This is a genomic window from Parabacteroides sp. AF19-14 (assembly GCF_003635485.1).
GTDB lineage: Bacteria > Bacteroidota > Bacteroidia > Bacteroidales > Tannerellaceae > Parabacteroides > Parabacteroides distasonis.
The window spans coordinates 33357-57193 of sequence record NZ_QTMJ01000027.1 but is presented as its reverse complement, the minus strand read 5'-3'; the positions used below and the strand labels follow the sequence as shown (position 1 = coordinate 57193).

General features: G+C 48.8%; 18 protein-coding genes. 12 read left to right on the top strand and 6 right to left on the bottom strand.

Going from position 1 to position 23837, the window contains the following annotated elements; translation table 11 throughout:
- Positions 1-81 precede the first annotated feature (81 nt).
- The 4 genes from DWX33_RS19785 to DWX33_RS19770 all read left to right on the top strand — a co-directional run bounded on the left by DWX33_RS19785 (position 82) and on the right by DWX33_RS19770 (position 4398).
- The gene (locus tag DWX33_RS19785) at positions 82-1134 is read left to right on the top strand and encodes an NAD-dependent epimerase (RefSeq protein ID WP_122380942.1); all 1053 of its coding nucleotides are present in this window, start codon (positions 82-84) and stop codon (positions 1132-1134) included.
- Between the two features lie 16 nt (positions 1135-1150).
- Positions 1151-2464, top strand: coding sequence for a UDP-glucose/GDP-mannose dehydrogenase family protein (locus tag DWX33_RS19780; protein WP_122380941.1), 1314 nt, complete (start codon positions 1151-1153; stop codon positions 2462-2464).
- Positions 2465-2590: 126 nt separating this feature from the next.
- Positions 2591-3442 carry an ROK family protein gene (locus DWX33_RS19775; RefSeq protein ID WP_122380954.1) on the top strand — a complete coding sequence of 284 codons (852 nt, stop codon included), beginning with the start codon at positions 2591-2593 and terminating at the stop codon, positions 3440-3442.
- Positions 3443-3486: 44 nt separating this feature from the next.
- Positions 3487-4398: a ThuA domain-containing protein gene (locus DWX33_RS19770; RefSeq protein ID WP_122380940.1), complete on the top strand. Its 912-nt coding sequence runs from the start codon at positions 3487-3489 to the stop codon at positions 4396-4398.
- A 97-nt stretch (positions 4399-4495) separates the two neighbouring features.
- On the opposite strand, the gene DWX33_RS19765 is transcribed toward DWX33_RS19770, so the two are convergent.
- Positions 4496-6412 (bottom strand): ATP-dependent DNA helicase RecQ, encoded by a 1917-nt coding sequence (locus DWX33_RS19765; RefSeq protein ID WP_122380939.1) that lies wholly within the window; start codon positions 6410-6412, stop codon positions 4496-4498.
- Between the two features lie 9 nt (positions 6413-6421).
- Positions 6422-8146 (bottom strand): single-stranded-DNA-specific exonuclease RecJ, encoded by a 1725-nt coding sequence (gene recJ, locus DWX33_RS19760; protein ID WP_005866190.1) that lies wholly within the window; start codon positions 8144-8146, stop codon positions 6422-6424.
- Positions 8147-8369: 223 nt separating this feature from the next.
- On the opposite strand from recJ, the gene DWX33_RS19755 reads away from it, so the two are divergent.
- From DWX33_RS19755 to DWX33_RS19735, 5 genes are read left to right on the top strand one after another with little or no spacing between them, the layout of a single operon-like run.
- Positions 8370-8930 (top strand): L-threonylcarbamoyladenylate synthase, encoded by a 561-nt coding sequence (locus DWX33_RS19755; protein WP_008774182.1) that lies wholly within the window; start codon positions 8370-8372, stop codon positions 8928-8930.
- A 2-nt stretch (positions 8931-8932) separates the two neighbouring features.
- Positions 8933-10333, top strand: coding sequence for a sugar transferase (locus DWX33_RS19750; protein WP_005866194.1), 1401 nt, complete (start codon positions 8933-8935; stop codon positions 10331-10333).
- 1 nt (position 10334) lies between these two features.
- The gene (locus DWX33_RS19745; RefSeq protein ID WP_005858223.1) at positions 10335-12119 is read left to right on the top strand and encodes a chloride channel protein; all 1785 of its coding nucleotides are present in this window, start codon (positions 10335-10337) and stop codon (positions 12117-12119) included.
- A 30-nt stretch (positions 12120-12149) separates the two neighbouring features.
- Positions 12150-13124, top strand: coding sequence for a methionyl-tRNA formyltransferase (gene fmt, locus DWX33_RS19740; RefSeq protein ID WP_122380938.1), 975 nt, complete (start codon positions 12150-12152; stop codon positions 13122-13124).
- A complete protein-coding gene (locus tag DWX33_RS19735; protein ID WP_005866200.1) occupies positions 13124-13498 on the top strand; it encodes a YbaN family protein in 375 nt (124 codons plus the stop codon). The genes fmt and DWX33_RS19735 overlap by 1 nt, the downstream gene beginning before the upstream one ends.
- A 71-nt stretch (positions 13499-13569) precedes the next feature.
- On the opposite strand, the gene DWX33_RS19730 is transcribed toward DWX33_RS19735, so the two are convergent.
- Entirely contained in the window at positions 13570-15036 is a 1467-nt protein-coding gene (locus DWX33_RS19730; protein ID WP_122380937.1) for a catalase, read from the bottom strand.
- 987 nt (positions 15037-16023) lie between these two features.
- Between DWX33_RS19730 and DWX33_RS19720 the strand changes: the two genes are divergently transcribed.
- Positions 16024-16425 (top strand): FKBP-type peptidyl-prolyl cis-trans isomerase, encoded by a 402-nt coding sequence (locus DWX33_RS19720; RefSeq protein ID WP_005866204.1) that lies wholly within the window; start codon positions 16024-16026, stop codon positions 16423-16425.
- A 108-nt stretch (positions 16426-16533) separates the two neighbouring features.
- Here the strand turns inward: DWX33_RS19720 and DWX33_RS19715 are convergent, their stop codons facing one another.
- The 3 genes from DWX33_RS19715 to DWX33_RS19705 form a co-directional block, all read right to left on the bottom strand.
- On the bottom strand, positions 16534-19671 hold the full coding sequence (locus DWX33_RS19715; RefSeq protein ID WP_057325955.1) for an efflux RND transporter permease subunit: 3138 nt from the start codon (positions 19669-19671) through the stop codon (positions 16534-16536).
- A 7-nt stretch (positions 19672-19678) separates the two neighbouring features.
- Positions 19679-20794 carry an efflux RND transporter periplasmic adaptor subunit gene (locus DWX33_RS19710; RefSeq protein WP_005858206.1) on the bottom strand — a complete coding sequence of 372 codons (1116 nt, stop codon included), beginning with the start codon at positions 20792-20794 and terminating at the stop codon, positions 19679-19681.
- Positions 20795-20863: 69 nt separating this feature from the next.
- Positions 20864-22270 (bottom strand): efflux transporter outer membrane subunit, encoded by a 1407-nt coding sequence (locus tag DWX33_RS19705; RefSeq protein ID WP_087345911.1) that lies wholly within the window; start codon positions 22268-22270, stop codon positions 20864-20866.
- Between the two features lie 95 nt (positions 22271-22365).
- On the opposite strand from DWX33_RS19705, the gene DWX33_RS19700 reads away from it, so the two are divergent.
- Together DWX33_RS19700 and DWX33_RS19695 are read left to right on the top strand one after the other, a co-directional pair.
- Positions 22366-22845, top strand: coding sequence for a DUF456 domain-containing protein (locus DWX33_RS19700; protein ID WP_122380936.1), 480 nt, complete (start codon positions 22366-22368; stop codon positions 22843-22845).
- A gap of 24 nt (positions 22846-22869) precedes the next feature.
- Positions 22870-23763, top strand: a complete 894-nt coding sequence (locus DWX33_RS19695; RefSeq protein WP_122369326.1) for a D-isomer specific 2-hydroxyacid dehydrogenase family protein — start codon at positions 22870-22872, stop codon at positions 23761-23763.
- The last annotated feature ends 74 nt before the right edge of the window (positions 23764-23837 follow it).

Sequence of the window (23837 nt, the reverse complement as noted above, 5' to 3'; positions counted from 1 at the left end):
CCATTATTGAGGTAATACAGAGATATTTATTACCGATCTATAGCTGTTTCTTGCACAAATCTTTTTTCAATTTACATATTTATGAAGGTTTTACTGACCGGCTCCGCCGGCTTTATCGCCTCGTTCGTCGCACGGCGTTTGCTGGAGCGGGGGAACGAGGTCGTGGGTTTGGATAATGTCAATGGGTATTATGATACGGCCTTGAAGTATGGTCGCTTGAAGGAGGCGGGCATACGGGAAGAGGAGGTGGATTGGTATAAATTGACTCCGAGCCATACGTATGAGAAATACCGTTTTATCCGGATGAATCTGGAGGATCGGCAAGCGATGCGGATGCTTTTCTCCAACGAGGGGTTCGACGCTGTGGTTAATCTGGCCGCCCAAGCGGGCGTACGTTATTCGATCACGAATCCGTATGCGTACGTGGAATCGAACTTGGATGGTTTTATCAATGTGCTGGAGGGATGTAGGCATCATAAGGTGAGGCATCTGGTGTATGCTAGTTCCAGCAGCGTGTATGGGCTGAACGCTGATGTGCCTTTCTCTGAGAAAACGAGTATCGCCCATCCCGTGAGCTTGTATGCCGCATCCAAGAAGTCTAACGAGTTGATGGCGCATGCGTATAGCCAATTGTATGGGATTCCTACCACGGGTTTGCGCTTCTTCACGGTGTATGGGCCATGGGGGAGACCGGATATGTCTCCATTCTTGTTCGCCGACGCTATCCTGCACGATCGTCCGATCAAGGTGTTCAATAACGGGGATATGCTACGTGACTTTACGTATATAGATGATATCGTGGAGGGAGTGATACGGGTCTTGGACCGGCCGGCTACACCGAATCCGGATTGGGACCCGGAGCATCCGGATCCTAGTTCCTCCTTCGCACCCTATCGTATTTATAATATAGGCAATTCACGGCCTGTCAGGTTGATGGATTTTATACAAGCTATAGAGAGCGCTTGCGGGAAAGAGGCGGTGAAGGATTTCCTTCCGATGCAACCGGGGGACGTGTATCAGACGAACGCCGATACTACATTACTTCAACAGGCAGTGGGTTTTAAGCCTTCAATGGATATTCAAGAGGGTGTTAATCGAACCGTGGCGTGGTTCAAATCATATTATAATCTATAAAAATAAATTCTACGGTATGAAAATAGCGATTGTCGGGACAGGATATGTCGGTTTGGTAACGGGTACCTGTTTTTCGGAGATGGGTGTGGACATTACGTGTGTGGATGTGATGGCCGAGAAGATCGAGAACTTGAAGAAGGGTGTCATCCCGATTTACGAGCCGGGCTTGGAGGATATGGTCCATAAGAATTATAATGCCGGACGTTTGAAGTTCACGACGGATCTCTCCTCCGTTCTGGGTGACGTGGAGGTGGTGTTCAGTGCGGTAGGTACACCTCCGGACGAGGATGGCAGTGCGGATCTGCGTTATGTGCTGGAGGTTGCCCGTACGGTAGGGCAGCATATCAATAAATATACGTTAGTGGTGACTAAAAGTACGGTACCGGTGGGTACGGCCCGGAAGGTCAAGGTCGCTATCCAAGAGGAATTGGATAAACGGGGTGTGTCTGTTGAGTTTGACGTGGCCAGTAATCCGGAGTTCTTGAAGGAGGGAAATGCGGTGGATGATTTCATGAAGCCGGATCGTGTGGTGGTCGGCGTGGAATCGGATCGGGCACGAAAGCTGATGGAGAAGTTGTATAAGCCGTTCATGATGAATAACTATCGCTTGATCTTTACGGATGTGCCTTCCGCTGAGATGATCAAATACGCCGCTAATTCCATGTTGGCTACCCGTATCAGTTTTATGAATGACATCGCCAATCTTTGTGAGTTGGTGGGTGCTGACGTGAACATGGTGCGTAAGGGGATAGGCTCGGACAGTCGTATCGGGAGTAAGTTCTTGTACCCGGGATGCGGCTATGGTGGTTCTTGTTTCCCGAAAGACGTAAAGGCGTTGATCAAGACGGCTGAAAAGAATGGCTATACGATGAATGTCTTGAGAGCGGTCGAGGAGGTAAATGAGCGGCAAAAGAGCGTATTGTTCCATAAACTTCAAAAACATATCCCGGACTTATCCGGGAAGACGATAGCCCTATGGGGCTTGGCTTTTAAGCCGGAGACGGATGATATGCGTGAGGCTACCTCTTTGATCTTGGTTGATTTGCTGACGAAAGCGGGTGCTACGGTCAAGGTGTATGATCCGATCGCTATGGCGGAGTGCAGACGTAGGCTGGGTGACAAGGTCGTCTACGCGAGTGATATGTATGACGCTACGGTGGATGCGGATGCCTTGTTGCTGGTTACGGAATGGAAGGCATTTCGTATCCCTAGTTGGGCTGTACTTAAAAAGCTTATGCGTAATTCCTTATTGATCGATGGCCGTAATATTTATGATGCCTATGAGCTTCATGAGGCCGGTTTTACCTATGAGTGTATAGGGAAATCATAGATCAGTTACCGGAAGTAGTTGGTATTTGATAGAGATATTTAATCAGTTTAAAAGGCAATGTTATTCGTAGCATTGCCTTTTTTGTTAGCTTTGTGGGAGTATAATCTAATTAATATCGTGAAAAGAATGAGTGTAGTCAAGAAAAACGCTTATATCGGAGTGGATTTAGGGGGGACGAATATGCGTGCCGGCCGTATCGCAGGGGATCGATTAGTGGCTCAGGGGAACGCCCCGACTCCCCAGGACGCCGCGGATTGCGGGGAGACATTGGAGGCTTTGATAGAGGTGATCCGTTCCGTGTGGGACGAGGGCGTGGTAGCTATCGGTATCGGTGTGCCGAGCGTGGTGGATCGTGAGAAGGGGATCGTATATAACGTGGTGAATATCCCGCATTGGGAGGAGGTACATTTGAAGGAGATCTTGGAGGCTCGCTTCTCCGTGCCGGTTTATGTGGATAACGATGCGAATTGCTTCGCTCTGGGTGAGCGTATCTTTGGCGACGGAAAGACGGTTGATAACTTCGTGGGCCTCACCTTGGGTACGGGCCTGGGGGGTGGAATTATCCAGAATGGCAAGCTGCTGGCCGACGCTAATTGTGGCTCGGGAGAGTTTGGCATGATTCCCTACCAAGGACAGATCTTGGAATATTTCTGTAGCGGTTCCTATTTCATGAACGTATGGGGCGTGGATGGGAAGGAGATGTACACCCGTGCGATGCGGAAGGACGAGCAGGCGCTGGAGGCTTACCGGCAGTTGGGCGTACATGTGGCCGCCGCTATCAAGATCGTGGTATTGACAGTAGATCCAGAGATGATCGTTTTCGGAGGCTCGGTGACCGCCGCCCATGAGTTGTTTGAGGAGAGCATGTATGAGGACTTGAAGGATTTCGCTTATCCGAACTCTATCAAGAACTTGAAGATACGTTTCTCTAAGCTGGAGAATCCGGGGCTATTCGGTGCCGCTTCCCTTTGTTATTAAATAAAGACGGATAATTTATAGTTTACTTAAATCTTATTCATACCATGAGACATGTATTTTGTAGGAAGATCGTTTTCCTTTTGGCCGCTTTACTGGTTGTATGTGGCATGTCGGCCCGTAAGCCGATCAAGACGTTATTAATAACGGGGCAGAATAACCATAATTGGCAGGTGAGCCATGTGGTGCTTAAACAGATATTGGAGAACTCGGGACGCTTCTCCGTGGATTTTGCGGTCTCTCCGGAGGCGGGGAAGGATATGTCCGGCTTTGTCTTGGATTTTAGTCCTTACGAGCTGGTGGTGCTGGATTATAATGGGGATGCTTGGCCGGAAGAGACAAACCGTCGTTTTTTGGAATATGTGCGAGGAGGTGGTGGTGTCGTGATCTATCATGCCGCTGATAACGCCTTCGTGAACTGGCCGGAATACAATAAGATTTGTGCCTTGGGCGGTTGGGAGAACCGGGATGAGAAAGCGGGACCCTATGTATATTGGAGCGATGGTAAGTTGATAAAGGATAGCTCGGCGGGCGTGGGTGGCTCTCATGGCAAGCAACATGAGTATGTGCTGAATGCCCGGAACCATGAGCATCCGATCATGAAGGGGCTGCCGAATAAATGGAAACATGCGCAGGATGAGTTATATGATCGTATGCGTGGCCCGGGAAATATAAAGGATTGCTTGTATACCGCTTATTCGGACAAGGAGACCGGAGGCTCCGGCCGTGAGGAGCCGTTGATCTTTACGGTTGATTATGGGAATGCCCGTATATTCCATACGATGCTAGGGCACGCGGGGGAAACGGTAGAGAATTGTCCGGCTATGCAATGCGCCGGCTTCCAGATCACCTTGTTAAGAGGTGCGGAATGGGCCGCTACCGGCAAAGTAACCCAAAAGGTTCCCGCTGATTTCCCGACGGAAAAACAAGTATCTAATCGGAGTAATTATAAGCGGTGATACTTGGTTTATTAGAATGCCCATTGTAAGCTCCTTATGATGGGCATTCTAGCAAGCTAACAATGGGCATTCTAAGGAGCTTACGATGGGCATCGTGCTATTTTGCTGAATCCTCGTGCGATAGATAGCCGTCGCTTAATGTGAATCGGGGATCTTGATCCGCCAGAAAGCGGATGGCCGTGAGGCTTTTCTCTTGAGGGAAAGGTAATTTCTCAATAAGTTCTTTCACGGGGATAGGGGATTCCCCGGCCAATACCTTTACGAGACTTTCCCGGATAGCGCTGAATTCCCAATTCATAAGCTGTGATTCATGCTTCGATAGGCATACGTCGCAACAGCCACAAGGGGCGGAATCTTCCTCGCCGAAATAGGATAGGAGCATGCGGCTACGGCATACCCGCTCCTCGTTGATATATTCCAGCACCTTCTCGATCCGTTTCCCGAAACGCTCCTTGCGTTCCTCATACGCCGAGCGGGGTATGGAAAGATACCGCTGTTCCTCCCGGGTCTGGGTATAGATAATCAACGGGGTTTTCTTATGCGGGATGTAGTTTACGATCCGGTATCTGGATAAACCTACCAAGGTCTCATACACCTCGTGAGGCGTTACTCTCGCACGGGTAGCGATTACGCTCTCATCTATATAAACATAATCCGCGAATAACCCGGTGTAAGAACGCAAGATCGTCTGAATCACCTCATCCGTTCGCTTGTTCTCACTTAAATACCTGTAAAGCTCGTCACGGGTAGCCGTGAACATCAGGCGGGAAGCGTTGTCCACCTCCTCCGTATACTCGATATAGCCCGATAACCCAAGGATCTTCAAGGCATGATGTGCTTGCAATAAAGAGAACTTATAAGCGGAACAAAAATCCGTTAACGAGAAATCGTGTACCGTATCTAGCCCGTACCCTACGGCGATCTGGTAATAATTACCCAACGCCTCATAGACCCGGTAGATAAACTCCTTGTCCGGAAACTCATCCGCCAGCCGTTTCTTTAGCTTGGCGCTATCCGTGGAGGAACAAAGAGCCACGGCGAAGGCTTTCTTCTCATCACGTCCCCCGCGTCCGGCCTCTTGATAATATTCCTCCAACGATCCCGGCATATCCATATGCACGACCAATCGCACGTCCGGCTTATCGATACCCATACCAAAAGCGTTGGTCGATACGATTACCCGGCACTCGTTGTTTTTCCAACGGGCCTGACGCAGTTCTTTCTCGTCACGGTTTAATCCGGCATGGAAGAAATCGGCGGAGATACCCGCCTGTTGCAGCACGACGGCGATCTCCTTGGTGCGTTTCCGATTGCGGACATATACGATGGCCGTACCCGGAACTTTTCCTAATATATAAACGAGTGTATTTAACTTATCTTCCGTCTTCCGGACAATATAAGCCAGATTTTTGCGGGCGAAGCTCTTTTGAAATACGTTCTTCTCCTTGAACCGCAGACGCTCTTGTATGTCATTCACCACTTCCGGGGTAGCCGTGGCGGTCAAGGCCAATACCGGAACACCCGGCAATAAGTCCCGGATCTCAGCGATATTGAGGTAAGAAGGACGGAAATCATATCCCCATTGCGAGATACAGTGACTCTCGTCGATCACTAGCAGACAAACTTGCATGGCCTCCATCTTGATCCGGAAAATATCCGTACTAAGCCGCTCCGGGGAGACATACAAAAACTTATACTCCCCGAAGATGCAATTCTCCAGTTGCGTGATAATCTCTTGCCGGCTCATGCCCGAATAAATAGCCGTAGCCTTGATGCCGACCCGGCGTAAGTTCTCCACTTGGTCTTTCATCAAGGCGATCAAGGGAGTGACGACGATGCAAATCCCCTCCATCGCCAAGGCCGGCACCTGAAAGGTGATGGATTTACCACCACCCGTAGGCATCAGCCCAAGCGTATCTTTTCCGGCACAGACGGAATGGATAATATCCTCCTGCAAGGGGCGAAAAGCAGGGTATCCCCAATACTTCTCTAATATCTTATGGTAGACGTCCACCTGTCCTCCTCATATATCGTCGGGTTTGATGTCTTTGATCATCAGCTGGATAGAGGTGTTGCCGTTGTAGGTATTCTCCTCCACCGTGTAGCAGATGTTGAAAGGCTTCATACCCTTGATATGGTCGTTGTGCCTGTGCATGCCGAAAGCGATGGCGTGCATGGGGGTGCTTGAGTTTCCGTCGATCAATTCCAGCTTGAGATGCTCCAGTTCCTTACCCACGAGCTTACTGGTGCCGTAGTCCTTTACGCCAAGCGAGCAGAATACAGGCTTCTGGTTGTCCGGTCCGAACGGGCTCATCTTCTTTAGGTCGTTCACGAACTTCTGGTTGATCTCTTTCAAATCCAAGATAGCGTCGATATCGATCTGTGGGATCATCTGTTCCGGTATGATCTCCTCGGATGCGATCTTCAAGAAACGCTCGGTGAATGCCTCTAGGTTCTCCTCCCGAAGGGAAAGCCCGGCGGCGTAGGTATGTCCCCCGAAATTCTCCAATAAATCCCGGCAACTCTCTATCGCCTTGTAAATATCGAAACCCGTTACGGAACGTGCCGATCCGGTGATCAACTCGGACGATTTGGTAAGAACAACCGCCGGACGGTAATACTTCTCGGTCAAACGGGACGCTACGATACCGATCACGCCTTTGTGCCATCCCGGGTTATACACCACGATCGCCTTCCGGTCATCCATGTTCTCTACTTCGTCGATGACAGCGTTGGCCTCGTCGGTGATCTTCTTGTCCAATTCCCGGCGTTCCTCATTATATTGGTTGATGCTCTCGCTCTTCTCCCGGGCACTGGCGCTATCCTTGGACAGTAGCAGTTCCACCGCCTCCTTCCCGTTCATCATACGGCCGGAAGCGTTGATACGGGGACCGATCTTGAATACGATATCACTGATCGTGATCTCCTTTCCGGTCAATCCGCAGATATCGATGATCCCTTTCAGCCCGAGGCTGGGGTTGCTGTTCAATTGCTTCAGCCCGTAATAGGCGAGGATGCGGTTCTCTCCCGTAATCGGGACGATATCCGAGGCGATACTGACCGCCGTCAGTTCCAACAACTTCTCCAGATCCGAGAACGGGAAATTATTACTCTTGGCGAACGCCTGCATGAACTTGAATCCCACTCCGCAACCCGATAAATGCTCATACGGATAGATAGAATCCGAGCGCTTGGCATCCAATACGGCGACAGCGTCCGGCAAAGTGGCGTCCGGCATATGGTGGTCGCAAATAATAAAGTCGATACCTTTCTCCTTGGCGTACTCGATCTTCTCGATCGCTTTAATACCGCAATCCAGCGAGATAACCAGCGACACGCCGTTCTCGGCGGCATAATCGATACCCTTGTAAGAGATACCGTACCCCTCGTCGTATCGATCTGGGATATAGAAATCCAAGGTAGACGAGTAAGGTCTTAAATACTTGAAGACGAGCGATACCGCTGTCGTTCCATCCACGTCGTAATCGCCGTAGATTAAAATCTTTTCTTTATTCCCCAAGGCTTTGTTCAAGCGCCTCACCGCCTTATCCATATCCGGCATAAGGAACGGGTCGTGCAAATCGTTCAAGCTGGGTTTAAAGAATTTCTTCGCCTCTTCGATCGAAGTGATACCTCGTTGAACGAGCAAGAGACAGATTACCGGGCTGAATCCTAATTCAGCCACCAATTGGTCTCTCTTATGTAACTCTTCTTCTGATGGGGTTTGAAAGTTCCATTTGTTAATCATTATATATTGTTTTTTTCTTTTTTGCTTGCCTGATACTACGGATACCTTGTCATCCTTAATCTACCGTATGACAAAGGCGAGATTTCCGCAATATATTTCAACCCGTAAAGTTAGAAATTAAATATGGTATATCCGGTATGGCTTAAAGAAAATAGTTTTTTTGTTATTATTTTTTTGAAGTAGGAGAATGATTCGTACATTTGCCTAAATATTATAAAATACAATGACGGAAGATATTAAAAAAGCTTGCGAAGTAATGGCCGCAGGCGGCATAATACTTTATCCTACAGACACTATCTGGGGAATTGGTTGCGACGCTACCAATGAAAAAGCCGTACAAAGAGTGTACGAGCTAAAGCGAAGGGCAGACAATAAGGCTATGTTGGTCTTGATGGACAGCGAGGCTAAATTGGATAGGTACGTGTCGGATGTTCCCGATATCGCTTGGGATTTGATTAGCGTGTCTGATAAGCCGTTGACCATCATTTACTCAAGTGCCAAGAACTTGGCGACAAATCTATTGGGAGCCGATGGTAGCGTGGGTATCCGCATCACGAACGAGGAGTTCTCCAAGAAATTGTGCGAGCGCTTCCGTAAACCCTTGGTCTCTACTTCCGCCAACGTAAGCGGCGAGCCTTCTCCCGCTAATTTCAGCGAGGTATCGGAGGTGATCAAGGAGGGTGTGGATTATATCGTGAGTTATCGTCAGGACGATATGAGCAAGGCCGCTCCGTCCGGCATTATCAAGCTAGGAGCCGGTGGGCTTGTGCAGGTAATTAGATAAGGATGAAGAAAAGCGTACAAGCCGGAAAATATATTGTCTCGGATTTTATAGCGTCGTCGGTAGTCTGGTTATTATTTAACCTGATACGCTATGAGGAGGTGGCGGTGTATGAAGGGTTTGATACCGTCGGGGCCTTTTTGCTGCATATCCCCTCGTTGAAGGGGCAGCTATTGATCCCGTTTTTCTGGTTCGTATTATATTGGTTTTCCGGTTATTATAATAAACCGTTCGGTAAGTCGAGGCTTACTGAGTTGTTCTCTACCCTTGGGAGCGTGTCGATCGGTGTCGTGATCTTGTTTTTTGCCTTAGTGCTGAATGACTTGCCCCGTTCCTATCATGTGTATTATGATATGTTTTTCTCTTTATGGGGATTACAGTTTGTCTTGACGTATATTCCCCGGTTATTGATTACGCAGGCCGGGTTACGGAAGATAAAGTGCAGGGAATGGGCGTTGAACGTATTGATGATTGGGGCGGGGAAGAAGGCGGCGTGTATTGCCGACGACCTGTATGGGTTGGGTTATAATATCGTCGGTTTTGTCTCCGATGGTACGGAGAAAAAAGGCGGGGTCGCCGGAGATCGTGTGATCGGTAGGCTGGAATCTTTGCCGGTGATTGTAGAGGAGAAAAAGGTGGATGAGCTGGTTGTCGCCTTGGAGACGGTGGATAATAGCCGTTTGATGGATATCCTGTATTCGTTATATTGCTATAAACGGCCGATCAAGATATTGGCGGATAAATCCAGTTCATTATCGCAAGTAAAGATCAAGGCGATAAAGGGCGTTCCGCTGGTGGACGTGACGGATAACAACTTCTTGCCCATCGAGCAGAATGTAAAGCTCTTTATGGATAAGATGTTATCTCTGATTTTCTTGGTGCTCTTATCTCCCTTGTTCCTGTATATCGCTTGGCGGGTGAAGCGGGATTCCCCCGGCCCGGTGTTTTTCAGTCAGGAACGGATCGGATACATGGGCGAGCCTTTCATGATCTATAAGTTTCGTACGATGTATACGAACGCCGAGGAAGAAGGTCCGTTGCTCTCTTCCGAGGACGATTCCCGTATCACTCCCTTCGGACGGGTGATGCGGAAATACCGCTTGGACGAGTTACCGCAGTTCTGGAACGTGCTGAAAGGGGATATGTCGCTAGTTGGCCCCCGTCCGGAACGTAAATATTTCATCGAGCGGATCGTGAGGAAAGCCCCCTTCTACTATCTGCTGCATAACGTACGTCCGGGAATCACCTCGTTGGGTATGGTGAAATATGGATATGCCGGCAGTGTGGATGAGATGATCGAGCGCTTGGAATATGATATATTATACTATGAGAATATGTCCTTGATTCTGGACATAACGATTCTCATTTATACAGTTAAAACAGTGTTTACAGGTAAAGGTATTTAAAATGGCTAACGAAGGGTTATTCTATAAATTGTTGTTATGGCGGGAAAAGCGCATCAAGGAGAAGCATTTTATCCTTATTATCAGCTTTATCGTGGGAATTTGCACAGCTGCGGCCGCTATCATATTGAAACAATTGATCCATTTCATACAACATGTATTGACGGGTAATTTCAGTGCTGATGGCGTGAACTATCTCTATTTGCTTTATCCGGTGATCGGTATCTTGTTGGCCGGCTTGTTCGTGAAATATATCGTGCGTGACGATATCGGCCATGGGGTGACGAAGATCTTGTATGCCATCTCGCAACGAAAGAGCCGTATCAAGCCGCATAATACATGGACGTCTATCGTAGCCAGTTCCGTGACGATCGGCTTTGGTGGATCGGTCGGGGCGGAGGCTCCTATCGTATTGACAGGGGCGGCTATCGGTTCTAATCTGGGACGGGTGTTCAGGATGGAGCAGAAGACGTTGATGTTGCTCGTGGGATGTGGTGCCGCCGGAGCGATCGCCGGTATCTTCAAGGCGCCTATCGCCGGGTTGGTGTTCGTGATCGAGGTATTGATGCTGGACCTTACGATGACTTCCGTGCTTCCTTTGCTGATCTCGTCGGTGACGGCGGCTACGATGTCTTATATCTTTACCGGTACCGAGGCCATGTTTAAGTTTTCTCAGACCGAGGCATTCGAGATCGAGCGTATTCCTTACGTGCTCTTGCTGGGTGTTTTTTGCGGATTGGTATCCCTTTATTTTACCCGTGTGATGAACAAGGTGGAAGGGATGTACCGGAAGTTGGGTACGTATTGGAAGAAGTTCATGTTGGGCGGCGTGATGCTGAGTATCTTGATATTCCTGTTCCCCCCACTATATGGTGAGGGCTATGATACGATCGGCTCGTTGCTGAACGGGCAGTTCTCGCATATCATGGACAAGAGTTTGTTTTACGATCTGAACGATACGTATTTCGGGGTCTTGATCTTCTTGACCTTGATCTTGCTTACGAAGGTATTCGCTTCCAGCGCCACGAATGCCGGAGGGGGTTGCGGTGGTATCTTCGCTCCTAGTTTGTATCTGGGCTGTATCGCCGGTTTTATCTTTGCGCATACGTCTAATTATTTCCCGTTCACGATGTATATCTCAGAGAAGAATTTCGCTTTGCTGGGTATGGCGGGCATTATGTCCGGGGTGATGCACGCTCCTTTGACCGGTGTTTTCTTGATCGCCGAGCTGACGGGTGGGTATGATTTGTTCCTCCCCTTGATGATCGTCTCGATCAGTTCCTATATCACGATCCTTATGTTTGAGCCTCATAGTATCTACTCCATGCGTTTGGCACAGAAAGGCGAGTTGCTGACGCACCATAAGGATAGGGCGGTGCTTACCTTGCTACGGGCGGATAGCGTGATCGAGAAAGATTTCCAGATGGTGTCTCCGGAGATGACGTTGGGCGATATGGTAAAGGTCATTTCTCGAAGCGGACGTAACACCTTTCCTGTCGTGGACGAGCGGGGCGTGTTGCTGGGTATCGTCTTGCTGGATAATATCCGGAATATCATGTTCCGTCCGGAGTTGTATAATCGTTTCCATGTATCGAAGTTCATGGTTTCCGCCCCGGCCAAGATCGTAATCAACACGCCGATGGATCAGATCATGCAGACGTTTGATGATACGAAAGCGTGGAATCTTCCGGTGGTCGATGAGAATGGCCATTATATCGGCTTTATGTCGAAATCGAAGATATTTAATTCCTATCGGGAGGTATTGGTCGATAACTTTTCCGGGGACTAACTTGTTAAAAACAGATCCAATTTATTGTATATGAAGAAAGAGGATTTACGAATCGTATATATGGGCACTCCCGATTTCGCCGTGGAGAGCCTGCGTGCCTTGGTAGAAGGTGGATATAATGTGGTAGGTGTCATTACGATGCCGGATAAGCCAATGGGCCGTCATGGTAGCGTGCTTCAGCCGAGCGCTGTGAAGCAATATGCCGTATCGGTGGGTCTTCCGGTCTTGCAGCCAGAGAAATTGAAGGACGAGGCATTTTTAGAGGAACTGCGTGCCTTGCAGGCGGATTTGCAGATCGTGGTGGCGTTTCGTATGCTGCCGGAGGTGGTCTGGAATATGCCCCGTCTGGGAACTTTTAATCTGCATGCCTCCTTGCTTCCGCAATACCGGGGCGCCGCTCCGATCAACTGGGCGGTTATCAATGGTGATACGGAGACCGGCGTGACTACTTTCTTTCTTACGCATGAGATTGATACGGGTAAGATCATCCGTCAGAAACATCTGCCGATCGCTGATACCGACGATGTAGAAACCGTTCACGATGCCTTGATGGCGATGGGGGCGGGGTTGGTTACCGAGACCGTGGACTTACTGTTGGATGGAAAAACAGACGCTATCCCTCAAGAGGAGTTCTATAAGGATGCCGCCGAGTTGCGTCCGGCCCCGAAGATCTTCAAAGATACCTGTCATATCGACTGGAACCAACCGGTGAAGAAGATCTATGATTTCGTCCGTGGGCTTTCTCCTTATCCTGCCGCTTGGACGGAATTGATCTCAGCGGATGGCAAACGTATGGTCTTGAAGGTTTACCAGACGAAGAAGCGTCCGGCAACGCATAACTTCCCGGTAGGTTCTATCCATACAGATCATAAATCGTATATCGATGTGGCCGTGAAGGATGGTTTCCTTCGATTGCATTCCTTGCAACTTGCCGGAAAGAAACGGATGAATATAACGGACTTCTTGAACGGTTTCAAGCAAATCGCAGAATATACGGTTGGCTGATGAACGGGACGAGACGTATCATATACATTACGTTAGGAACGTTTTTTCTCATATTGGGAGCGATCGGCATCTTTGTCCCTTTGCTCCCGACCACTCCTTTTTGGTTACTGACTTGTTGGTTTTATGTCCGTAGCTCGGAGAGACTTTATAACCGGGTGATGAGCAATCGTTATTTCGGGCCGCATATTAAGGGCTTTGTGGAAGATAAGGCTATTCCTTTGCGTTCCAAGATTATCACGATCGCTATCATGTGGCTATCTACGATCATTACTTCCCTTTTGCTAGTCGGCTATTGGTGGGTGAAAGCTTTGTTAGGGCTTATCAGTATCGGGGTCTCATGGCATATCCTCTCTTATCCTACTAAAAAAGAATGAGATAACCTGTTCATCCATAGGATTACTGGGGTTATCCCTCTTTTATCGCTTTCTATCGTAGCCTTACTACTTTATCGGTCTTCTTTCAAGGCCTCTTCCAAGCTGATTCCTAGAGCTTCAGCTACTCCCTTACCGTAAGCAGGGTCTGCCTTGTAGCAATTGCGTACGTGGCGTTGCTTGATGAACAGTTGGGCGTTACCCATCGCACGGGCGGTATTTCCGAATAACAACTGTTGCTCTCCCGGCGGCATCAAACGGAATAAGGCACCCGGTTGGCTGTAATAATCATCATCATACTCACGCTCGTTGTAATTATAAACATCCCCGTGTACTTTCAAAGGCGGTTCCTTCTTCTCGGGAGAGTCTTTCCATTCGCCGAAGCTGTTAGGTTCGTAACCCTTTGCGGCTCCATAGTTTCCGTCTACACGCATCGCTCCGTCACGGTGATAGGCATGGAACGGACAGCGGGGCTTGTTCACCGGGATCTGCTCTAGGTTCACGCCAAGGCGGTAACGCTGGGCGTCGCCATAAGAGAATAGACGACCTTGTAACATCTTGTCTGGGGAGAAGCCGATACCTTCGACAGTATTCATCGGGTTGAATGCGGCTTGCTCCACGTCTTGGAAATAATTCTCCGGATTACGGTTCAACTCGAGGATACCGACATCCATTAACGGGAAGTCCTTATGCGGCCATACTTTCGTGAGGTCGAACGGGTTGATCGGATAGGTCTCGGCCTGCTCCTCAGTCATCAATTGGATCTGGAATTTCCATTTCGGGAAGTCCCCACGCTCGATACTCTCGAACAAATCACGCTGATGGGATTCACGATCCTTGGCGATGATCGCAGCCGCTTCCTCGTCACTCAAGTTCTTGATACCTTGCAGGGTTCTGAGATGGAACTTCACCCAGATACGTTCGTTCTTATTGTTGATAAAACTGTACGTATGGCTACCGAAACCATGCATATGTCGATAAGAGTAAGGAATGCCGCGAGAACTCATCGTAATCGTTACTTGATGCAGGGCCTCGGGAAGCAAAGTCCAGAAATCCCAGTTGTTATCCTCGCTTCGTAGATTCGTTTTCGGGTCACGTTTGACCGCATGATTCAAGTCCGGGAACTTTAGGGGATCACGCAAGAAGAATACGGGGGTGTTGTTGCCTACCAAGTCCCAGTTACCCTCCTCTGTGTAGAATTTCATGGCGAATCCACGGATATCACGCTCTGCGTCGGCTGCTCCGCGCTCTCCGGCTACGGTGGAGAAACGGACAAAGCAGTCAGTTTTCTTGCCTACCTCGCTGAAAATAGCCGCTTTCGTATACTTTGTGATATCATGTGTAACGGTAAAGGTACCGAATGCGCCGGAACCTTTGGCGTGCATGCGTCTTTCTGGGATCACTTCACGGTCGAAGTGCGCTAGCTTCTCAATGAACCAAGGGTCTTGTAATACCATCGGGCCACGTGGCCCCACTGTTTGTACGTTCTGATTGTCCGCAACAGGGCGCCCGTTGGCGGCAGTTAGTTTTTTGTCTTCCATAACTTTAGTTTTTATGTCGCAATAAAGAATTTTAGATAAAGTAATCTTTAAATAAAACTGTTTAGAAACAACAATTGTTTTTAACTTCCTAACAAAAATAAGATGTTGTTAGACAGTTGTCAAATAGTTAATATCTATAAATATATAGACGGGTAGTAGAAACTCAGTGGGGATAGGCGCATGAGTTATAAAAGTATCTTAGTTTCATCGCCCCATACACCTAAGATACTTCGCCAATGAACTTAGGATACTTTCTCTATGAAACTAAGATACCTTGTTTAAAAGGTATGGATACAAAAAAGCGGTTGTCTGGTAAGATGCCAAGCAACCGCGGTATGGTTTGAAAAAATCAAATGTTCACCTTCCCGGTAAAATGGGGTGTTACTTATTTATTGTAACCCCATTTCGTTAACTCCGACTGACCGATAGCAGCGAGTGATCTCAAGCAGCTATCCAAAAAATGTCTAATAAAACTTTTCATAGCTCATTTTCTTTTTAATTAATAAATCTGTGCCTTTCGACACGTTCTAAATCTCACATAACTTTTGAAGTCCGAGTAACGAATGAATTGAAAACCTAAACCTTTAACCTTTTAACCTATTACTAACCTAATCCCGGACTTCTGATAACCTTAACCTAAACCTTCCTCTTTTTCATCGTGAGGTTTACCACATGCGGTAAACCCAAATTGTCCAAGGTTGAAACCCTAGCAAATCGATGTAACGTTTAAACAATCTCTTTACCATATTTGCTTTACAATTATGTTTTACGACACAAATATACGGCGTTATTCCATACGTGGTATGTTTTATAGCATGTTTTTTGCGGATTCCTATGTTTTCTTGATCTATGATAAAAAAAGCGGGAATCAGATTCATATAATGATAGTATTTGAACGTTTGGCATGTCTATTGTGTTACCATGCCATTGCGTTTCTATTTCTATTTGCTACATTTGCGGAGCTAAATGTAAGATAATGTAATATATATGAGTAGAAAAGAGGAGTACAAAGAGAAGAATCTATTGTATTTGGACGAGATCGCTTCGGAAGAGGGAATCCGGACATTACCGTGTGGTATATTATATAAGGTAATACAAGCGGGTACAGGCAAAGTCTCTCCTAATCGGGAAAGCGTAGTTTCCGTACATTATAAAGGAACGTTGATTAACGGAAGGGAATTTGATAACTCATGGAAACGGGGTTGCCCGGAAGCCTTTCGCTTGAACCAAGTGATTGAAGGCTGGCAATTGGCTCTTCAAGAAATGCGGGTAGGGGATAGATGGATAATCTATATCCCTTACAATTTTGGTTATGGTAATCGTGCCTCGGGTCCGATCCCTGCTTTCTCCACATTAATATTTGAGGTAGAGTTGTTGGGAATCGCCTAATTCCAATCATAGAATATATAATAATGTATCCGAAGGGAGTAAAAAAGAATAGCCATGGCTAAACCCATGGCTATTCTCTTTTTGCCTCATTAGAGGATTGGAAACTTTCTATTGTTTAGGCGTAACATCCGTCTTCTTTCCTTTATTCAGCCATTTCTCTTGGATGGTCTGCATCAGTTCATAGAAGTTAGGGATGAACATCGTGGCGAATATCGTATTGATAGCCATACCGAATACTACCGCCGCACCTAAGGATATACGGCTGGCCGCTCCCGCTCCGGTAGCGAAAAGCAAAGGCATGACACCCAATACAAAGGCGAACGAGGTCATCAGGATCGGACGTAAACGAACGTGTCCGGCTTCCAAGGCGGAATCCCGTATCGGATTACCTTCCTTTCGGAAATCCCGGGCGAACTCTACGATCAAGATACCATTCTTGGCGGACAAGGCGATCAATAAGATAATACCGATCTGGGTATATACGCTTACCGGAACCCCCATCACCCAGCAGCCGATAATAGCTCCCAACAAGGCGATCGGCAAACCCATGATAGCCGCCAACGGACTTGTCCAGCTCTCATATTGAGCCGAGAGAACCAAGAAAGCGACTAGCAACGCCATGGCGAAAATAATCACCGTCGTAGATCCTGCTTTCGTCTCTTGATAAGCGACCGAGGTCCATTCATATCCAAAATTATCACCTAATTGTTCCTGTATCAGCTCCTCCATCGCTAGGATCGCTTCTCCGGAACTATATTTCGGGTTGGCGATACAAGTAATAGCCGCCGATGAATACATATTATATAGGTTGATCTGGTCTAATCCCAATTGCTCGTCTAATTCGATAAAAGAGGAGAAGGGTACCATCTCTCCTTTACTATTCGCCAGACTCAAACGGAGTACATCATCGATCACTTTCTGCGCCTCTCCGTTCGCCTCGATCTTAACTTGGTAAATACGTCCGAACTCCACGAAATCGTTCACGTACGCCGCTCCCATATAATAGCTGAGCGTGGAGAATACTTGATTCAACTGAAGACCGAGCATCTGCACCTTATCCCGGTCTATCTTCAGTAGATACTGCGGGGTATTGGCCTGATACATACAAGAAAGGTTCAGCAATTGCGGTTTCGAGCGGTAGCTGGCCAGCAATGTCTCCACGGCATGCTGCATCTCCGTCGGACCTAGGTTCTTACGATCCTCCAATTGCAGTTGCAAGCCGCCCGAAGCGCCCAACCCCGGGATAGCTGGCGGTACCATACCGAATACCTGCGCTTCTTGGATAGCCGATGCCTCCCGGTTGAAACGGTTGGTCACGGCCTCTGCCGTATGCTCCTTACCTTTACGTTCGTTCCAGTTCTTTAGGATCACGAAGAAGGTGGCCGTATTGGATTGCTCCCCTCCACCCATCACGGAGAATCCGCTAACGCTGATGAATGATTTCACCTCGGGGTATGTCTTTAGGATCTCGTCGATCTGCTTGGTGACCGCCTCCGTCCGGTTCAAGCTCGCCGCCGGGGGTAATTGGGATACGATTAGGAAATAGCCGTCATCCTCTTCGGGTATAAAGGTTGTCGGCCAACGCATAAACAAGATAACCGCTACCGCCGTGATGATACCGTAAACGATCATCGCCGCTCCCGGTCGTTTCAGCATCCGCTCCACGATCGAGTCGTACATCTTCTGAGTCTTTCCGTATACCTTATTGAATCCTTTGAAGAGGAAGAATTTTGGTTCTTCCGTATTCTTCTCCAAGAAAAGGGCGCAAAGCGAGGGCGTAAGCGTAAGCGAGTTAAATCCGCTTAATACGGTAGCGGCGGCGATTGTCAAGGCGAATTGCTTATAGAGCTGCCCGGAGATACCGCTGATAAACGTTGTCGGGATAAATACCGCCAATAATACCAATACCACGCCCACGATAGGCCCTACGATCTCATCCATGGCCTTCGATACCGCCTCGTGGGCCGTATATTTTCCGGTATCGAGGAGCCGGGTGGAGTTCTCTACCACCACGATGGCGTCGTCTACCACCACCGCTATCGCCAGAATCAAGCCGAATAAGGTCAACGTATTAATGGAGAAGCCTAAAGCCGCCATGACCGCCAGCGTACCGATCAATGAGACCGGAATCGTAATGAACGGGATGACTACCGCCCGGAAATTCTGTAAGAATAAGAAGATAACCAAGACCACCAGCAAGGTTGTCTCCAAGAACGTGATAAGCACCTCATGGATGGAGGCGTCGATCACCTCTGTCGTATCCAAGGTCACTTTGTATTCCACGCCTTCGGGTAAGGAACTGCCTAATTCTTTCATCTTGGCCTTTACCACCTTCGATACATCCAAGGAGTTGGAGCCCGGCAGCTGGTAGATCGCTATCGCAGCCGTCGGCTGTCCGCTTAATTTAGAGACCACGTTGTAAGAGGAGCTGCCCAACTCTATGCGGGCGATATCCTTCAATCGCAGGATCTTGCCACCTTGTCCGGTCTTAAGGACAATATTGCCGAACTCATCCGGTGTCGTCAACCGTCCTTTCACGGTCAAGGTATATTGATAGGGGTTATCCGCCCGTAGAATCGGTTGGCCTACGTAACCGGCGGATACTTGGGCGTTTTGCGTGGATATGGCTTGATAGACCATGTCCGGCGTCAAGTTACGGATACGCATCGCCTCCGGGTCTAGCCAGATACGCATGCTATAGTTTCCGGCTCCCATTACCTGTACCGAGCCTACACCCGGCAGGCGGGTTAGCTGGTCTATCATATTTAAGGTGGCGTAATTACTTAAATACAACCCGTCGTAAATGGAATCCTTGGAACTTAGGGTAAGCATCATCACGATATTGGAGGATTGCTTGCGGGTGGTGATACCTTGTACGATCACGGGTTCCGGCAAGCTACTTTGGGCGATACTCACTCGGTTTTGCACCATGACGGTCGCCATGTCGATATCCGTTCCCACGGCGAAGGTGATCGTCAGGGAGTAAGCCCCCGAACTGGAGGAGTTTGAACTCATGTAAAGCATACCGTCCACGCCGTTTACCTGTTGCTCGATCGGTAAACCTACGGTTTGCGCTACCGTCTGTGCGTCCGCCCCGGGATAAACGGCGGATACCTGTACGGTAGGCGGCGTGATCTCCGGATACTGGGCGATCGGTAATATATTGAGGGTGACCAAACCCGCCACGACGATGATCAGAGCAAGTACGGTGGCGAATATCGGTCTGTTAATAAAGAACTTTACCATAGCTTGCTTATTTTATAGGTTTGATAGTCATGCCATCTCGTACCTTAAGCAGGGCGGAGGTGACATAGGAGTCTTTGGGGCTGATACCGGCGGTCACTTGGCGAAGCGTATCGTCTACCAATTGGCCCACCTCGATAGGACGGTATCGTACGACATTGGAGTCGTTCACGATATAAAGGTACTTCCCTAATTGGTCGGTACCGATCGAGGCGTCGCGAACCAAGACCGCATTCGGCTGCTCGGCATACGGCAGGGTGATGGTGACATATAAGCCACTCTTCAATACATGCTTCGGGTTATCCAGATTGGCACGTACGTTCAGGGTACCGGTCGATAGGTCGATATTTGGGGATAGATAATCCAGCCGGCCCGTATACGCATTGCCGCCATCCTTGCCTATGCTGACGAGGATCTCGGTCGGAAGCTTCACGGTGCTATCGTTGCGGGCGGCTTCCAGCATCATCTTCATGAACTGGTTATCCTCGATATTGAAATTGGCGAACATCAAGTCGTCCTTGTATAAGGTGGCCAAGGTAACCGGCTGGACGGCTCCGTTGATGTAATTACCTATATCGTAGCTGGCCCGGGTAACCGCACCGTCGAAAGGCGCACGGATATAGCAATAGCTCAAGTTGGTCCGTGCGGTATTCAACTCCGCCTCGGCATTCTTCACGGCAGCCTCAGACTCCGATACGGTAGCCTCCGCTTGGATCACTTGTATCTGGCTTACGGCGCCGCTCTTAGCCGCCTCCTTCATACGCTCGTAGTTACTGCGTGCATATTCCAGCTGGGCTTTGGAGGTCTTTACGGAAGCCTCGGCTTGGGTGACGTTATCTTGATAGGTGTCCGGTTCGATCACGAAGATAAGATCGCCCTTCTTCACCCGGCTTCCGGCCTTGAGGTAAGAGGTACGCAAGTATCCGTTGACACGGGCTACCAAGTCTACTTTCAGTTGTGAACTAAGGTATCCGGGGTATTCTTTCGTCAAGGTAATGTCCCTCACGATCGGAGTGGATACGCTTATGGAGGGCACGGGCGTTTCCATCGGCTTGCTTTTCCCCTTGCAAGACGCCAGTAATAAGGCGGAGGCTCCGATAATCCCTATGTAAACAAATGTCTTCATATCTTTTGTCTTTAATGATTATTTATATTAATTGTTTGAGTGGGCTTTTGTTCGATCGGATCGAACGGCCTACATAGGATTCCATCCTCCGCCCAATGACTGATAAAGCTGTATCAAGTTCAGTAGTGAGCTACCTTGAGCCTGTGTCAATTGGTTCTGGTAGGTGAGGAGGGAGCGTTGCGCGTCCAGTACGTTTTGGAAAGGCGTAAGGCCCTGCTTATAGAGGTCAAGGGAAAGATCCAAGGTCTGTTTTCCTTGGTTTACCACTTCCCGGAGGGCTACGATCTGCTTGATCGAGTTCTTGTACGAGCTCATGGCGTTATCCACTTCCTGTACGGAGGTAAGCACGGTCTGGTTGAATTGCCGGATCGACTCGTCCAACTGGGCTTTCGCCAACCGGGTAGCCTGTATCTTCTGGGTGCCTTGGAAGAAGTTCCACGTAAGGGTAGGGGCGATCTCATAGGTCAAGCTATTATGATTCGCCAGCTTGTCGAAGTCGTGGGAGGCGAAACCGATCGAACCTTTCACGAATACTTTCGGCCACCAATCGGACTTAGAGGCCCCGAGCGAGGCGGCAAGCGCATTGACCTGCCGTTCTGCCGCACGTACATCCGGACGGCGTAGCAACAGGTTTGCCGGTAGCCCTACACCGACCGGCTCGATATATTCCGGCAAGGAGGCCTCTGTCTCCATGATCTTTTGCAGATCGGAAGGGTACAGGCCTAGCAAGATCGCCAAGGAGTTCGCATATTGGATGATACCGGCCTCCAGCATCGGTAGGGAGGCTTTCGTGCTGTAGTATACGGATTGCGCCTGCGCTACATCCAGTTTGGAGACTAGCCCGGTCTCATACCGTTTCTGGGTGATCTGTACGACGGTCTGTTGGGAGCGGCAGTTCTGTTGCGCTACCTTTACCTCTTGTTGCAGTTCCCTCATATTGATATAGGAGGAGGCTACTTGAGCGCAAAGGGAGACCATGGCGGCGTTGTATTCCTCTTTCGAGGCGGCGAAATTCTCTTTCTCCGCTTTCACCCGGTTCCGGATACTCCCGAATACGTCCACCTCCCAGTTCATATCTACGGTAGCGCTGGAATATTGGGTGATCGCCTTGGGTACCTGATTGATATTGCCGCTACTTTGTTGCCGTGTCCATCCAGCGGAAAGCCCTAGGGTGGGCGAGTAGCTTCCTTGTGCCGACCGCAGGTTGGCTTTCGCCATGGCGATCCTGTCCATCGCCATTCGCACGGAATAGTTTTGTTTCACGGCTACTTCTATCAGCGAGTCCAGTAACGGGTCCTTAAAATTTCTCCACCAATTATCTTCTACGGGAAGTGTCTGCTGGAAATCACTCCCTTCCTCAGACCATGACCCGGGTAGGGCACGGTCTAAATACGTATGCTCTGTCTGCGCCATTACCCCGATCGGTACCAGCAAGCACAACAAAGCATAACATGTCAGGCGTAAATGTTTGTGCATAAATATATATGTTTAGATTTAGCTTTTAGCAAAACAGTTAAGGGTGGGAAATGTTTGTATCTTTGTCTATTTATATATCCTAAAAACTGAAATGTATGGATATCTTATTGGTTATACTAGGCGTTATCTGTTTGTTGGTGGGATTGGCGGGGGGTTTTTTGCCGGTCTTGCCGGGGCCGCCGGTGGCGTATTTGGCTTTGTGGCTGCTGCATTTTACAGGCTATGCGGAATTCACGGTTACGGAGTTGGTCGTGTGGGGATTGCTGGTCGTGTTGGCACAGGCGATGGACTATGTTACGCCCATGCTGGGGACTAAGTATAGCGGAGGGTCCAAGTGGGGAAATTGGGGATGTGCCGTGGGAACCGTGGCCGGCATATTCGTGTTTCCGCCTTGGGGGATCTTGCTGGGTCCTTTCGTGGGGGCTTTCGTGGGGGAACTTTTGGGAGGCAAGGCGTCTGGGGATGCGTTGAAGGCTGGTTTTGGGGCGTTCGCGGGTTTTTTATTGAGTGTCGTGCTGAAGGTTACCCTTTGCGGCTATTTTATTTATAGCTTTGTGAGAGGGATAATTAATTGAAGATGGTAATTAATAATGTGAGATATGTTTGAGAAAATAGTAGTGGTAGATTCTACCGGGTTGAATACATGGGGAGTGGAACGTTTGAAGGAGCTTGGAAAAGAGGTTGTTTTTTATACCGGCATTCCGGAAACGGATGAGGAGACCGTGAACCGGATCGGGGACGCAGATTGTGTGCTCGTCTCTTATAATACACAGATCCGGAGGAACGTGATCGAGGCTTGCCCGAATATCAAATACATCGGGATGTGCTGTACCCTCTATAGCGAGTCTAGTGCGAATGTGGATATCGCCGCCGCACGTGAGCGGGGGATAACGGTCTTGGGCATCCGCGACTATGGCGATGAGGGAGTCGTGGAGTATGTCATTAGCGAGCTGGTCCGTTTGTTGCATGGTTTTGGCGGGAAACAGTGGAAACATAAGGCGTATGAGCTGGGCGGGCAAAAAGTAGGCATCGTGGGATTGGGTCGCACCGGGAGAATGATCGCTGACGCTCTTCGTTTCTTGGGGGCTGAGGTTTATTATTTCAGCCGTACCCGTAAGCCGGATGCCGAGGCCGCCGGTATCGCTTACCTGCCTTTGCGGGAGTTGCTGCCGGAGGTGGATATTTTATGTACTTGCTTACCTCGTAATACGATTCTTCTGGGGGCGGGTGAGTTTCGTTTGTTCGGTAATCTGAAGATATTGATCAATACGTCGGTAGGGCCTACTTTCCGTGTCCCGGATTTACAACGTTGGCTTAGCGCCCATAAGCGGAATTTCTTCTTATGCGATGAGGTGGGTATCGGGAACTACGCGGATACCTTGACGCAATTCGATAATGTCATATATACCCCGAAAGTCTCCGGCCACTCGGAGCAATGTATGGAGCGATTGTCGCAAAAGGTAATAGCGAATATCGAAAGCTATCTAAATTGACATGACCCTGTGTCAAAACTCTTGGTGGTCTATCTTTTAGACGCAGATGACGCAGATGACACGGATTTATTTTA